The 12,670-nt window shown below is 56.4% G+C and carries 13 protein-coding genes; 10 read left to right on the top strand and 3 right to left on the bottom strand.

Going from position 1 to position 12,670, the window contains the following annotated elements:
- Positions 1-342 (bottom strand): transaldolase family protein (locus RTY00_RS09580; protein WP_312664253.1); only part of this gene is annotated, 342 nt, incomplete at its 3' end.
- Positions 343-683: 341 nt separating this feature from the next.
- Here RTY00_RS09580 and maeB point away from each other — a divergent pair.
- Entirely contained in the window at positions 684-2,963 is a 2,280-nt protein-coding gene (maeB, locus tag RTY00_RS09575) for an NADP-dependent oxaloacetate-decarboxylating malate dehydrogenase (protein WP_312664252.1), read from the top strand.
- 39 nt (positions 2,964-3,002) lie between these two features.
- On the opposite strand, the gene hemF is transcribed toward maeB, so the two are convergent.
- Together hemF and amiA are read right to left on the bottom strand one after the other, a co-directional pair.
- Entirely contained in the window at positions 3,003-3,914 is a 912-nt protein-coding gene (gene hemF, locus RTY00_RS09570; protein WP_312664251.1) for an oxygen-dependent coproporphyrinogen oxidase, read from the bottom strand.
- A 48-nt stretch (positions 3,915-3,962) separates the two neighbouring features.
- The gene (amiA, locus tag RTY00_RS09565; RefSeq protein WP_217548935.1) at positions 3,963-4,820 is read right to left on the bottom strand and encodes an N-acetylmuramoyl-L-alanine amidase AmiA; all 858 of its coding nucleotides are present in this window, start codon (positions 4,818-4,820) and stop codon (positions 3,963-3,965) included.
- Between the two features lie 211 nt (positions 4,821-5,031).
- Here amiA and RTY00_RS09560 point away from each other — a divergent pair, with 211 nt between their 5' ends.
- The 9 genes from RTY00_RS09560 (at position 5,032) to cysM (ending at position 12,582) form a co-directional block, all read left to right on the top strand.
- Positions 5,032-5,457 (top strand): GNAT family acetyltransferase, encoded by a 426-nt coding sequence (locus RTY00_RS09560; protein WP_007889032.1) that lies wholly within the window; start codon positions 5,032-5,034, stop codon positions 5,455-5,457.
- The gene (locus tag RTY00_RS09555) at positions 5,457-5,918 is read left to right on the top strand and encodes a DUF2919 domain-containing protein (protein ID WP_312664250.1); all 462 of its coding nucleotides are present in this window, start codon (positions 5,457-5,459) and stop codon (positions 5,916-5,918) included. Before RTY00_RS09560 ends, RTY00_RS09555 begins: the two co-directional genes overlap by 1 nt.
- A 63-nt stretch (positions 5,919-5,981) precedes the next feature.
- Positions 5,982-6,602, top strand: coding sequence for an RpoE-regulated lipoprotein (locus RTY00_RS09550; RefSeq protein ID WP_312664249.1), 621 nt, complete (start codon positions 5,982-5,984; stop codon positions 6,600-6,602).
- Positions 6,603-6,704: 102 nt separating this feature from the next.
- A complete protein-coding gene (locus tag RTY00_RS09545; RefSeq protein WP_312664248.1) occupies positions 6,705-7,601 on the top strand; it encodes a Dyp-type peroxidase in 897 nt (298 codons plus the stop codon).
- Positions 7,602-7,828: 227 nt separating this feature from the next.
- A complete protein-coding gene (locus tag RTY00_RS09540) occupies positions 7,829-8,845 on the top strand; it encodes a sulfate ABC transporter substrate-binding protein (protein WP_312664247.1) in 1,017 nt (338 codons plus the stop codon).
- On the top strand, positions 8,845-9,678 hold the full coding sequence (cysT, locus tag RTY00_RS09535) for a sulfate/thiosulfate ABC transporter permease CysT (RefSeq protein WP_008107816.1): 834 nt from the start codon (positions 8,845-8,847) through the stop codon (positions 9,676-9,678). The genes RTY00_RS09540 and cysT overlap by 1 nt, the downstream gene beginning before the upstream one ends.
- Positions 9,678-10,550: a sulfate/thiosulfate ABC transporter permease CysW gene (gene cysW, locus RTY00_RS09530; RefSeq protein WP_008107814.1), complete on the top strand. Its 873-nt coding sequence runs from the start codon at positions 9,678-9,680 to the stop codon at positions 10,548-10,550. Before cysT ends, cysW begins: the two co-directional genes overlap by 1 nt.
- Positions 10,540-11,628: a sulfate/thiosulfate ABC transporter ATP-binding protein CysA gene (gene cysA, locus RTY00_RS09525; protein WP_008107812.1), complete on the top strand. Its 1,089-nt coding sequence runs from the start codon at positions 10,540-10,542 to the stop codon at positions 11,626-11,628. Before cysW ends, cysA begins: the two co-directional genes overlap by 11 nt.
- 72 nt (positions 11,629-11,700) lie before the next feature.
- The gene (cysM, locus tag RTY00_RS09520) at positions 11,701-12,582 is read left to right on the top strand and encodes a cysteine synthase CysM (protein WP_312664246.1); all 882 of its coding nucleotides are present in this window, start codon (positions 11,701-11,703) and stop codon (positions 12,580-12,582) included.
- Positions 12,583-12,670 lie beyond the last annotated feature (88 nt).

The following is a 12,670-nucleotide window of genomic DNA, read 5'->3' as shown; positions in this document are numbered from 1 at the left end:
CAGCTTCTCGGCTTTGGTGACACACATGCCACGATCGAAGGAGAGGCGCGCATCCACTTCGGTCGAAACACGGCCCGGTATGCTTTTCAGAATTTCCATACCGAGGTTGATCGCCACTTTGTCGCTAGCGTTGATGATTTGCGTCTCTTTGCTGCCGCCCTGTTTTTTCGCGTAGTCGATGGCGTCATCAATCAGATGTTTATAAGCGTCAAGGCCGGCGGCTTTCAGAATCAATGATGGGTTGGTGGTGGCATCTTCCGGGTGGTAATGGCGAATGGATTCGATATCGCCGCTGTCCGCCACCACGGTGGTGTACTGTTTTAATGCATCTAGCTGGTTCATCACTTAACTCCTTGATTAGCAATAATGTGGGCAAAGGTGTTGCACCCATTCCTGTTAAGTATTGGTCCAACACAGTGCTACAGACGTTGCACGAAGAAAATGCGTTTTCTCTGATTGTGCCGTCGTGGCGCTTAAGAGGTGCGATAGTGAAAGGAGGTCTAGCCTAAACGGTTCAGCTACGCTTTTTGCCATCAATAAGAATAGCAGGCTGTGCCGATCCCGCAGGCGAAGCGGTGGCAATCTGTGCCTTTCAGACTGTGCGTTCTTTGAGCGCCTTCACCCTCTTTTGTGCCGCACATTCCTATACTGAACGCTCACTTAGCTGCGCCAAAGGATGCCTAATGGACGATCAACTCAAGCAAAGCGCTCTCGATTTTCACCAATTCCCCACGCCCGGAAAAATTCAGGTTTCACCTACCAAACCTCTCGCCACACAGCGCGATCTGGCGCTGGCCTATTCGCCCGGCGTCGCCGCGCCTTGTCTGGAAATTGCTGCCGATCCGTTGGCGGCGCGCAAATACACCGCGCGCGGTAATCTGGTGGCGGTGATCTCTAACGGCACGGCGGTGCTGGGGTTGGGCAATATTGGCGCGCTGGCGAGTAAGCCGGTGATGGAAGGCAAGGGCGTGCTGTTTAAAAAGTTCGCTGGCATTGACGTGTTTGATATCGAAATCGATGAGCGCGATCCCGATAAGTTGATAGAGGTGATTGCCGCGCTGGAACCCACTTTTGGCGGCATCAACCTGGAAGATATCAAAGCGCCTGAATGCTTCTATATTGAGCAACAGCTGCGTGAGCGCATGCAGATTCCGGTGTTCCACGACGATCAGCACGGCACGGCGATCATCTGTACTGCCGCGGTGCTCAACGGCTTAACCATCGTCAAAAAAGCCATCAGCGATGTGCGGCTGGTGGTTTCAGGCGCGGGCGCTTCGGCGATTGCCTGCCTGAATCTGCTGGTGGCGCTCGGCATGCAGCAGCACAACATTGTGGTGTGCGATTCCAAAGGCGTGATCTATCGCGATCGTGAGCCGAATATGACGCCGACCAAAGCCGCGTACGCGGTAGCCGACAGCGGCGCACGCACGCTGGATGAGGTGATTGGCGGCGCAGATATCTTCCTCGGCTGTTCTGGCCCCAAAGCATTAACGCCGGAAATGGTGCAGAAGATGGCGCAGGATCCGCTGATTCTGGCGTTGGCCAATCCCGAGCCGGAAATCATGCCGCCGCTGGCCAAACAGGTGCGGCCCGACGCAATTATCTGCACCGGCCGCTCTGATTTCCCCAATCAGGTGAACAACGTGCTGTGCTTCCCGTTTATTTTCCGTGGTGCGCTGGATGTAGGTGCCACGGCGATCAATGAAGAGATGAAGCTGGCGGCGGTACACGCGATTGCGGCGCTGGCGCAGGCGGAACAGAGCGATGTGGTGGCGTCGGCGTATGACGATCAGGATCTGAGTTTCGGCCCGGAATACCTGATCCCCAAGCCTTTCGATCCGCGTTTGATTGTGCAGATCGCACCTGCAGTAGCCAAAGCGGCGATGGAATCGGGCGTCGCCACGCGACCAATAGAAGATTTTGATGCCTATCGTGAGCAGCTCACCGAATTCGTCTACAAAACCAACCTGTTTATGAAACCGATCTTCTCGCAGGCGCGCAAAGATCCGAAACGCGTGGTGCTGGCGGAAGGCGAAGAGGTGCGCGTGTTGCACGCCACGCAGGAGTTGGTGACGCTGGGGCTGGCGAGGCCGATTCTGATTGGTCGCCCGAACGTCATCGCCATGCGTCTGCAAAAGCAGGGTTTAAAGATCGAGGCGGGCAAAGATTTTGAGATCGTTAATAATGAGTCGGATCCGCGTTTCAAAGAGTACTGGAACGAGTATTACCAGATTATGAAACGGCGCGGCGTGACGCCGGAAACCGCCCAGCGCGCGGTGATCGGCAATCCTACGTTGATTGGCGCGATCATGGTGCATCGTGGTGAGGCCGATGCGCTGATCTGCGGCACCATCGGCGATTATCAGGAACATTACGACGTGGTGGAGAAAGTGTTTGGGCTGCGTGAGGACGTGAAGGTGGCGGGCGCGATGAATGCGCTGCTGCTGCCGAGCGGCAACACCTTTATTGCCGATACCTACGTTAATGAAGATCCCAGCGCCGAGCAGCTGGCGGATATCACGCTGCTGGCGGCGGAAACGGTGCGACGCTTCGGCATTGAACCGCGCGTGGCACTGCTGTCGCACTCCAGCTTTGGCACCTCGAATGCGCCGGGCGCACGCAAAATGCGCGAAGTGCTGGCGCTGATTCAGCAACGTGCCCCGGATCTGGAGATTGATGGCGAGATGCATGGAGATGCGGCGCTGGTTGAGAGCATCCGCCGCGAATTGATGCCAGACAGCCCGCTAAAAGGCACCGCGAATTTACTGATTATGCCGAACGTCGAAGCGGCGCGTATCAGCTATAACCTGCTGCGCGTCTCCTGCTCCGAAGGTGTCACGGTGGGACCGGTGCTGATGGGGATCAGCAAACCGGTGCACGTATTGACGCGCATCGCCTCGGTGCGGCGCATTGTAAATATGGTGGCGTTAGCGGTGGTGGAGGCGCAGACCGAACCGTTATAAAACTATCAAAAAGGTCGCCATGAATGGCGACCCTACGGGTTATTTCAGCCAATCTTTGACTGGCAGGAAATCGCGGTACAGCGCGGCTTCGGGGGAATCGGCTGCTGGCTGATAATCGTATTCCCAGCGCACCAGCGGTGGCATCGACATCAAAATGGATTCGGTGCGGCCGCCGGTTTGCAGGCCAAACAGCGTGCCGCGATCCCACACCAGATTGAACTCGACGTAGCGACCACGACGGTAAAGCTGGAACTGGCGCTCGCGATCGCCCCACGGCAGTGCTTTACGCTTCGCCACAATCGGCAGATAGGCATCGGCGAAACCGTTGCCGACCGCCTGCATGAAATCGAAGCAGTAATCGAAATCGGGCGTGTTCAGATCGTCATAGAACAGGCCGCCGATGCCGCGCTGCTCATCGCGATGCTTGAGATAGAAGTAATCGTCGCACCACTTTTTGTAGCGCGGATAAACCTCTTCACCAAACGGCTGGCACAGATCGTGTGCGGTTTGATGCCAGTGCAGCGCATCCTCTTCGAAGCCGTAATAGGGCGTGAGATCGAAACCGCCGCCAAACCACCACACCGGATCGGCACCCGGTTTTTCCGCAATAAAGAAGCGCACGTTGGCGTGGCTGGTAGGCACGTAAGGATTGGATGGATGCACCACCAGCGACACGCCCATCGCTTCAAAGCTGCGGCCAGCCAGTTCGGGACGATGTGCGGTAGCGGATGCTGGCATTTGATCGCCGTGGACGTGCGAGAAGTTAACGCCAGCCTGCTCAAACACCGCGCCATCACGCAAGACGCGACTGCGTCCGCCGCCGCCGCCGGGACGCTGCCACTCATCTTCGGCAAAGCTCGCCTTGCCATCTTCCGCCGCTAATTGGGCGCAAATATCATCTTGCAGCGCCAGCAAAAAGGCTTTGACGCGGGAAATATCGGGATTGCTCATCAGTCACTCGTTCCGGAAATTTGCCGCGATTCTACCACAGGATAAAGGCTATGCTTCGCGGCGATCGACCTCATCGAAGTAGCGGGTGATGCCGTCGGCAATGGCGCTGGCAATTTTCTGGCGGAACGCTTGCGTGCCGAGCAATTGTTCCTCACGCGGATTGGTAATGAAGGAGGTTTCCACCAGCACCGACGGAATCGACGGCGATTTCAGCACCGCAAACGCGGCTTGCTCGGTGTGCTGACTGTGCAGATGATGCACCGGGCGAATCTGATCCAGCACGTGCTTGCCGAGCGTCAGGCTGTTGCGGATGGTATCGGTCTGCACCAGATCGAACAAAATCTGGTTGAGGTAATGATCTTTATCCTGCACCTCGGCGCCGCCCACTTTGTCGGCGTCGTTTTCACGCTGCGACAGGTAACGCGCCATCGCGCTGCTGGCACCACGATTGGAGAGGGCAAACACCGATGCGCCGTTAGCATCCGGGCTGGTGTAGCCGTCGGCGTGAATCGACATAAACAGGTTAGCGCCGTGCTGATGGGCAATTTCAACGCGCTGATAGAGCGGAATAAAGTGGTCGCTGTCGCGCGTCAGGCGTACTTCGATACGCGGATGCGACTGCAGCAGCGTCTTAACGGTGTTAGCGATCGCCAGCACGATGTGTTTTTCTTCCGAACCCTCTTCGCCAACTGCGCCGGAATCGATGCCGCCGTGGCCGGGATCGATCATCACGATGCGTTTGCCGTTGCTGGCGGGTTTCGGTGGCGTATGACGCGGACTGACGCGCAAATCGCTGTTCTGTTCTTTGGCCTGTACCGCGCGCGGTGACAACACCGCCAGCGCTAAACCGGAAAGTATCAGTTGGCGACGATTGGTAAGGCGCTTAAGCAGTGAAATCTTCTTCATTTACGGGTCCATGGCAGGTAAATCCTGCCCAGTGTTATAGCGTAACAATTGCCAGGCGGCGACCTCGTAACTATTTCAAGTGTTTACTTTCTATTGCAACTGACTAACAGCGATGTCGCGCTTTTTTTGCCCCGTTGTCACGCGTGAGGGTTGCGCCTGGCAAAGAATGCGTGATAATCAGCGAATTGTGCCTAACAGCAGGGTAACGTCGATGGAAATCCGTTCTTTCCGCCAGGAAGATTTTGAAGAAGTGATCACGCTCTGGGAGCGTTGCGATTTGTTACGCCCATGGAACGATCCCGAGCTGGACATCGAACGCAAAATGAACCACGACCCGGAACTGTTTCTGGTTGCGGAAGTCGGTGGTGAAGTGGTCGGTACGGTGATGGGCGGCTACGACGGCCATCGCGGCTCCGTCTACTATCTGGCGGTGCATCCTGATTATCAGGGGCGTGGCTTTGCTAATGCGTTGATGAATCGTCTCGAGAAGAAGCTGATTGCGCGCGGTTGCCCAAAAATCAATTTGATGGTGCGCGAAGAGAACGATCAGGTGGTGGCGTTCTATGAAAAGCTTGAGTACGAGCCAGTGGATTCGCTGCTGCTGGGCAAGCGTTTGATTGAAGATCGCGAGTATTAATGGTCGGTTTGAAATACCTTCCCGAAGAGTACGATGCGAAAGGGCAGCTGCGGCTGCCATTTCTTTTCTGGCTGATCCTGTTATTGCAGGCGCGCACCTGGCTGCTGCTGGTGATGGCGGGCGCATCGCGTCAGCAGGGCAATGATTTGCTGGCGCTGTTCTATCCCGATCGCCAAAGCTTCTGGCTGGGGCTGGCGTTAGGCATTCCGGCGGCTATCGGCTTGTTGCTGACCGGCTATCGCCAGCGTTGGCCGCGCCTGTGGCAAAGCTGGCGCCATGTATTGAGCGCATCGTTACTCATCAGCCTGCTGTGGCAAGGTTCCAGCCTGCTGCAAGGCGCCTTTCCCGACTCGCCGCTGCCGCTGTTATTAACGCTGTTTGACCTGCTGGCGCTGTTCTGGCTGCAAACGCAATCTCGCCTGCGCGACTGCTTTCTGCCGGAACATCAGCACATCGAATAAACTTTTTGCCGGTTTGCGACTCCAACAGGCACGCCAATCGGCTTAGCAGATCAAGGAGTTTTCATGAAAGTTGTTCGTCACGCACTGCTGGTTAGCAGCATGGTTTTGGCCGGCTGCGCCAGTTCGGGTTCATCTGGCAGCGCGAGCGATAGCGAAAGCCATTGGTACAATCCGCTGAGCTATCACTGGTCGGCGCTCAATCCGCTCGGCTGGTTTGGTGGATCGCTGGAGGTCACCGAGCAAGGCGTTGCGGGCCTGACGAGCACCACCTCAATGTCGGAAGACGCCATCAACAAAGCGCTGAACGGCGATTACAAATTGCGTCAGGGCATGCGCACGCAAAATGGTCAGGTGGTGGATTTCTGGCAGGCGCTGGATGGCGACAAGGTTAAATTGGTGATTAACGGCAGCACCAGCGTTGAGCGCATTGAAGTGCAGGATGCCGATGCCAAAGCAGCGGACGGCAGCAAGATCGGCGATCTGTTCAGCGCGAAGTTCAGCAAAGCCTTTAACAACTGCAAAATGGTCACCGGTCTCGATGCACGCGATGTTGAGTGCCGTGCGCCGGGCAGCCAGCACATCTCCTACATCTACAGCGGTGAATGGCATGGTCCGGAAGGCTTGATGCCGTCGGACGATACCCTGAAAAGCTGGAAAATCAGCAAGATTGTCTGGCAGCGTTAAACAAGATAAAACTTGCTTAAACACCCGCTCAAAGAGTGTGGCTTTCCGGTATGATACGGGCGAAAAAAACATCGTCTAACTTTCATGCCGGAGAGCAGTGCAATGTCTCAGTTTCAGAGCGGGATCCTGTTGGAACACCGCCGTTTCGCCATTTGGCTCGAAGCCCGCGTCACGGGCGATCTTGACGCGCTGCGCCAGGGCAGCAAATCCTTCCTGCAGCAGCTTGAAGCGCTGCAAACCAAATTCAGTGATGCCGGATTGGGCGCGGTGATCGCCTTTGGCGATGCGCTGTGGCGCGATCTGCAAGGCAACGCTTCTGCACCTGAACTCAAAGCGTTTGCGCCGCTCGGTAACGGCATTGCGCCGGCCACGCAGCGCGATTTGCTGATCCATATTCAATCTCAACGACACGATGTGAACTTCGCGCTGGCTCAGGCGGCACTCACAGCCTTTGCCGCTGCCGTCAATATCGAAGAAGAGACACACGGTTTCCGCTGGATTGAAGACCGCGATCTGTCGGGCTTTGTCGATGGCACGGAAAACCCGCAGGGCGAAGCGCGCAAGGATGTGGCGATTATCAGCGCAGGCCCCGATGCGGGCGGCAGCTATGTGTTTACCCAACGCTGGGAGCACAATCTCAAGCTGTGGAATCGCATGGCAGTAGAGAAGCAGGAAGCGATTATTGGCCGTACTAAAGAGACGGATGAAGAGTTGCCGGGCGATCAGCGTCCTGCTACTTCGCATCTCAGCCGTGTTGATTTGAAAGAAGAGGGCAAAGGGCTGAAGATTCTGCGCCAAAGCCTGCCGTACGGCAGCGCCAGCGGTACGCATGGGCTGTACTTCATCTCTTATTGTCATCGCCTCTATAACATTGAGCAACAGCTGCTGAGCATGTTCGGCGAGCGCGACGGCAAAATGGACGCGATGCTGCGCTTCACGAAACCGGTTAGCGGCAGCTATTTCTTTGCGCCGTCATTGGATGTGCTGACAGCGTTGTAATTAAGCGAGGTCGCCATAAATGGCGACCCTACAAACGGGTGGTCATTCGGCTTAATCGCCGCACAATTCAATCCCACTCACCGCATAAACTCTCCCGCCGTCTTATGCCTTTTTAGACTTTGAAATCCCTAAACGATATATAAAACCGTTACAGCTTTCCCCTGAGTTATAAATACACTGACAGCATCTAATGGCATTGGCTTAACTGCCGTCTTTCAGGGTGCAGCATGACACTTCCGATTTCGAAAAAATGGCTTGGCGGTATCGCGCTGTCGTGTGCTTTAGCCAGTGCGGCGCAAGCAACCGAGTTGCTGAATAGCTCCTACGACGTTTCGCGCGAACTGTTTGTTGCCCTGAATGCACCCTTTGAAAAGCAGTGGGACGCTGCGCATCCTAATGACAAGCTGACCATCAAGCAGTCGCACGCCGGTTCTTCTAAGCAGGCGCTGGCAATTCTGCAAGGTCTGCGCGCCGATGTGGTGACTTACAATCAGGTTACTGATGTGCAGGTGCTGCATGACAAAGGCCAACTGATTCCCGCTGACTGGCAACAACGTCTGCCAAATAGCAGCTCACCGTTTTACTCCACCATGGCGTTTTTGGTGCGTAAAGGTAATCCAAAGCAGATTCACAGCTGGGCCGATCTGGCGCGCGATAACGTGAAGCTGATTTTCCCGAATCCAAAAACGTCCGGTAATGGGCGTTACACCTATCTCGCCGCGTGGGGCGCTGCCGATCAGGCCGATGGTAAAGATAAAGCCAAAACTGAAGCTTATATGGCGAAGTTCCTGAAGAACGTTGAAGTGTTTGATACCGGCGGTCGCGGTGCTACTACCACTTTTGCCGAGCGCGGGCTGGGCGATGTGCTGATCAGCTTTGAATCGGAAGTGAATAACATCCGTAATCAGTACGGCAAAGACCAGTACGAAGTGATCGTGCCGAAAACCAATATCCTGGCGGAGTTCCCGGTGGCGTGGGTCGATAAAAATGTCGAGCACAACGGCACCACCGACGCGGCCAAAGCCTATCTGAATTATCTCTACACGCCTGAAGCGCAGAAAATTATCACCAGTTACTACTATCGCGTGAACAATGCGCAGTTGATGGCGGAGCAGAAAGATCGCTTCCCGCAGACTGAACTGTTCAACGTCAAAGATGCCTTTGGCGGCTGGGACAACGTGATGAAAGTCCATTTCGCCAGTGACGGTGAGCTGGATAAATTACTGGCAGCGGGGCGCGGTTAATGTTTGCGCTCGCTCAAAAACGTGTCTTGCCGGGCTTTGGATTGAGTCTCGGCACCAGCTTACTGTTCACCTGCCTGATTCTGCTGCTGCCGATCAGCGCGCTGCTGATGCAATTGTCGCAGATGACGCTGGCGCAATACTGGGCGGTGATTACCCATCCGCAGCTGATTGCCGCGTACAAAGTGACGATTCTGGCGGCGGGCGTGGCTTCGCTGTTCAATGCGGTATTCGGCATGCTGATGGCGTGGATTTTGACCCGCTATCGCTTCCCCGGACGCACGCTGCTGGATGGTTTGATGGATCTGCCGTTTGCGCTGCCAACCGCGGTTGCGGGATTAACGCTGGCAGGCCTGTTCTCGGTCAACGGCTGGTACGGTCAGTGGCTAGCGCATTTTGATATCAAAGTCTCTTACACCTGGCTCGGCATTGCCGTGGCGATGGCCTTTACCAGCATCCCGTTTGTGGTACGTACCGTGCAGCCGGTGCTGGAAGAGTTAGGTCCGGAATATGAAGAAGCAGCGGAAACCCTCGGCGCTACGCGCTGGCAGAGCTTCCGTCGCGTGGTGCTGCCAGAAGTGGCACCGGCGTTGCTGGCTGGGACCGCGCTGTCGTTTACCCGCAGCATCGGTGAGTTCGGCGCAGTGATCTTTATCGCCGGTAACATTGCGTGGAAAACCGAAGTGACTTCGCTGATGATTTTCGTGCGTCTGCAGGAGTTTGATTATCCGGCGGCGAGCGCCATCGCGTCAGTGATCATGGCCGCTTCCTTATTGCTGCTGTTCGCGATTAACACCTTGCAGAGCCGCTTTGGCCGTCGCTTAGGAGGCCACTGATGGCGGAGATTTCACACATCAATCACGCTGACCGCCAGCCAATCAACTGGGGCAAGTGGCTGCTGATTGGCATCGGCGCGCTGGTTTCTATCCTGCTGCTGGTGGTGCCGATGGTTTCCATCTTCTGGGAAGCGCTCAACCAGGGTTTGGTTGCCTCGCTGAATAACCTGAAAGATGGTGACATGCTGCACGCCATCTGGCTGACCCTGTTAGTGGCGCTGATTACCGTGCCGGTCAATATGGTGTTCGGTACGCTGCTGGCGTGGCTGGTAACGCGCTTTACTTTCCCTGGCCGCCAACTGCTGTTGACGCTGTTTGATATCCCGTTTGCGGTGTCGCCGGTAGTTGCCGGTTTGATGTATCTGCTGTTCTGGGGCGTTAACGGTCCTGCCGGCGGCTGGCTGGATGCGCACAACATTCAGATTATGTTCTCCTGGCCGGGCATGGTGCTGGCCACCATCTTCGTTACCTGTCCGTTTGTGGTGCGTGAGTTGGTGCCGGTGATGCTGAGCCAGGGCAGCCATGAAGATGAAGCAGCGGTGCTGTTGGGCGCATCTGGCTGGCAGATGTTCCGCCGCGTGACGCTGCCAAATATCCGCTGGGCGCTGATGTATGGCGTGGTGCTGACCAACGCACGAGCGATTGGTGAATTTGGTGCGGTCTCGGTGGTTTCGGGATCGATTCGCGGCGAAACCTATACCTTGCCGCTTCAGGTTGAATTACTGCATCAGGATTACAACACCGTGGGCGCCTTTACCGCCGCCGCGCTGCTGACCCTGATGGCAATTGTAACGCTGTTTCTGAAAAGCGTGGTGCAGTGGCGATTAGAGCATCAGCAGAAGCGCCTACAGGAGGAAAATCATGAGCATTGAGATTAAACAAATCAACAAATCGTTTGACCGCACGTCGGTACTGAACGACATCTCTCTGGATATTCCTTCCGGCAAGATGGTAGGGCTGCTGGGGCCGTCCGGTTCCGGTAAAACGACGCTGCTGCGTATCATTGCTGGGCTGGAACATCAGAACAGCGGACAAATCCACTTCAATGGCAAAGACGTCAGCCGCATCCATGCGCGCGATCGTCAGGTGGGATTTGTATTCCAGCACTATGCGCTGTTCCGCCACATGACGGTGTTCGACAACATCGCCTTTGGCCTGACCGTGCTGCCACGTCGTGAACGTCCGAGCGCTGCTGAGATCAAACAGCGCGTTACGCGTCTGCTTGAGATGGTACAACTTTCCCATCTTGGCAACCGCTTCCCGGCGCAGTTGTCTGGTGGACAGAAGCAGCGTGTGGCGCTGGCGCGTGCGTTGGCGGTAGAACCGCAAATTCTGCTGCTGGATGAGCCGTTTGGCGCGCTTGATGCGCAGGTGCGTAAAGAGCTGCGTCGCTGGCTGCGTCAGCTGCACGAAGAGTTGAAATTCACCAGCGTGTTCGTCACCCACGACCAGGAAGAGGCGATGGAAGTGGCGGATACCGTGGTGGTGATGAGCCAGGGCAATATCGAACAGGTTGGCACGCCAGATGACGTGTGGCGCGACCCGGCGACGCGCTTTGTGCTCGAATTCCTCGGTGAAGTGAATCGCTTTGCAGGCGAAGTGCATGGCTCGCAGTTCCATGTTGCCGCGCATCGCTGGCCGCTGGGCTACACGCCGGCGCATCAGGGCGAAGTTGAGCTGTTCCTGCGTCCGTGGGAAATCGACATTTCACGCCAGAGCAGCCTGGAAACGCCTTTGCCGGTGCAGGTGCTGGAGATCAGTCCGCGTGGTCACTTCTGGCAGCTGGTGGTGCAGCCGAGTGGCTGGCAGGGCGATGTGTTCTCGGTGGTGTTCGATGGCGACCATAACGCGCCAATTCGCGGTGAACGCCTGTTCGTTGGCCTGCAACAGGCGCGAATTTACCATGGCACTACGCCGCTGCGCCCGGTTGCCTTTGCCGAGAGCGCCTGATATTTTTGACACTCCTTCGGGCGGGACTTTCCCGCCCGTTTTATTTGCACTTCTTTCGTCTGGAATCAAACCGTGACCACACTGGAAAATACCATCGGCAATACGCCGTTGATTAAGTTGCAGCGCCTGACGCCTGATAACGGCAGCGAGATCTGGCTAAAGCTGGAAGGCAACAATCCAGCCGGTTCCGTGAAAGATCGTGCGGCCTGGTCGATGATTCATCAGGCGGAGTTGCGCGGTGATATCAAGCCGGGCGACACCCTAATTGAAGCCACCAGCGGCAATACCGGTATCGCGCTGGCGATGATCGCCGCGATGAAAGGCTACAAGCTGCGTCTGCTGATGCCCGATAACATGAGCCAGGAACGTCAGGACGCGATGCGCGCCTACGGCGCTGAGTTGCTGCTGGTGACGCGCGAGCAGGGCATGGAAGGGGCGCGTGATTTGGCGCAAGCGATGGCCGATCGTGGCGAAGGGCGCGTGCTGGATCAGTTTAACAATCCCGATAATCCGCTGGGTCACTATCTCACCACGGGCCCGGAAATCTGGCAGCAAACCGCTGGCCGCATGACGCATTTTGTCTCCAGTATGGGCACCACCGGCACCATCACCGGCGTTGGACGTTACCTGAAAGAGTTCGCGCCTGCGGTGCAGGTGATTGGCCTGCAGCCGCAAGAGGGCAGCAGCATTCCCGGCATTCGTCGCTGGCCCGAAGCCTATCTGCCCGGCATTTTCCGTCCTGAGCTAGTCGATGAGGTGATCGATATGGCGCAGCGCGAAGCGGAAGAGACTATGCGCGCGCTGGCACAGTGTGAAGGGATTTTCTGTGGCGTTAGCTCTGGCGGCGCGGTGGCGGGTGCACTGCGTATCGCGACGGCGCATCCAGGCAGCGTGGTGGTGGCGATTGTTTGCGATCGTGGCGATCGCTATCTCTCCACCGGCGTTTTCCATTGAGTCTTTTTCCCCGCATTTAATTTGGCCTATGCGTACCTTTAAAGTATGACTGGGCCATTTTTGTCTATAGTTCCCCTAATAATCGTCT

Source organism: Pantoea sp. CTOTU49201, assembly GCF_032054795.1.
GTDB classification, from domain to species: Bacteria; Pseudomonadota; Gammaproteobacteria; order Enterobacterales; family Enterobacteriaceae; genus Pantoea; species Pantoea symbiotica.
The sequence above is the reverse complement of the archived record's forward strand: the minus strand, read 5'-3'. Positions and strand labels throughout refer to the sequence as shown.

What these genes read in the sequence shown, in the direction of transcription:
- maeB (WP_312664252.1), top strand. Translation starts at nt 684, where the DNA reads ATGGACGATCAACTCAAGCAAAGCGCTCTCGATTTTCACCAATTCCCC.
- hemF (WP_312664251.1), bottom strand. Translation starts at nt 3,914, where the DNA reads ATGAGCAATCCCGATATTTCCCGCGTCAAAGCCTTTTTGCTGGCGCTG.
- amiA (WP_217548935.1), bottom strand. Translation starts at nt 4,820, where the DNA reads ATGAAGAAGATTTCACTGCTTAAGCGCCTTACCAATCGTCGCCAACTG.
- RTY00_RS09560 (WP_007889032.1), top strand. Translation starts at nt 5,032, where the DNA reads ATGGAAATCCGTTCTTTCCGCCAGGAAGATTTTGAAGAAGTGATCACG.
- RTY00_RS09555 (WP_312664250.1), top strand. Translation starts at nt 5,457, where the DNA reads ATGGTCGGTTTGAAATACCTTCCCGAAGAGTACGATGCGAAAGGGCAG.
- RTY00_RS09550 (WP_312664249.1), top strand. Translation starts at nt 5,982, where the DNA reads ATGAAAGTTGTTCGTCACGCACTGCTGGTTAGCAGCATGGTTTTGGCC.
- RTY00_RS09545 (WP_312664248.1), top strand. Translation starts at nt 6,705, where the DNA reads ATGTCTCAGTTTCAGAGCGGGATCCTGTTGGAACACCGCCGTTTCGCC.
- RTY00_RS09540 (WP_312664247.1), top strand. Translation starts at nt 7,829, where the DNA reads ATGACACTTCCGATTTCGAAAAAATGGCTTGGCGGTATCGCGCTGTCG.
- cysT (WP_008107816.1), top strand. Translation starts at nt 8,845, where the DNA reads ATGTTTGCGCTCGCTCAAAAACGTGTCTTGCCGGGCTTTGGATTGAGT.
- cysW (WP_008107814.1), top strand. Translation starts at nt 9,678, where the DNA reads ATGGCGGAGATTTCACACATCAATCACGCTGACCGCCAGCCAATCAAC.
- cysA (WP_008107812.1), top strand. Translation starts at nt 10,540, where the DNA reads ATGAGCATTGAGATTAAACAAATCAACAAATCGTTTGACCGCACGTCG.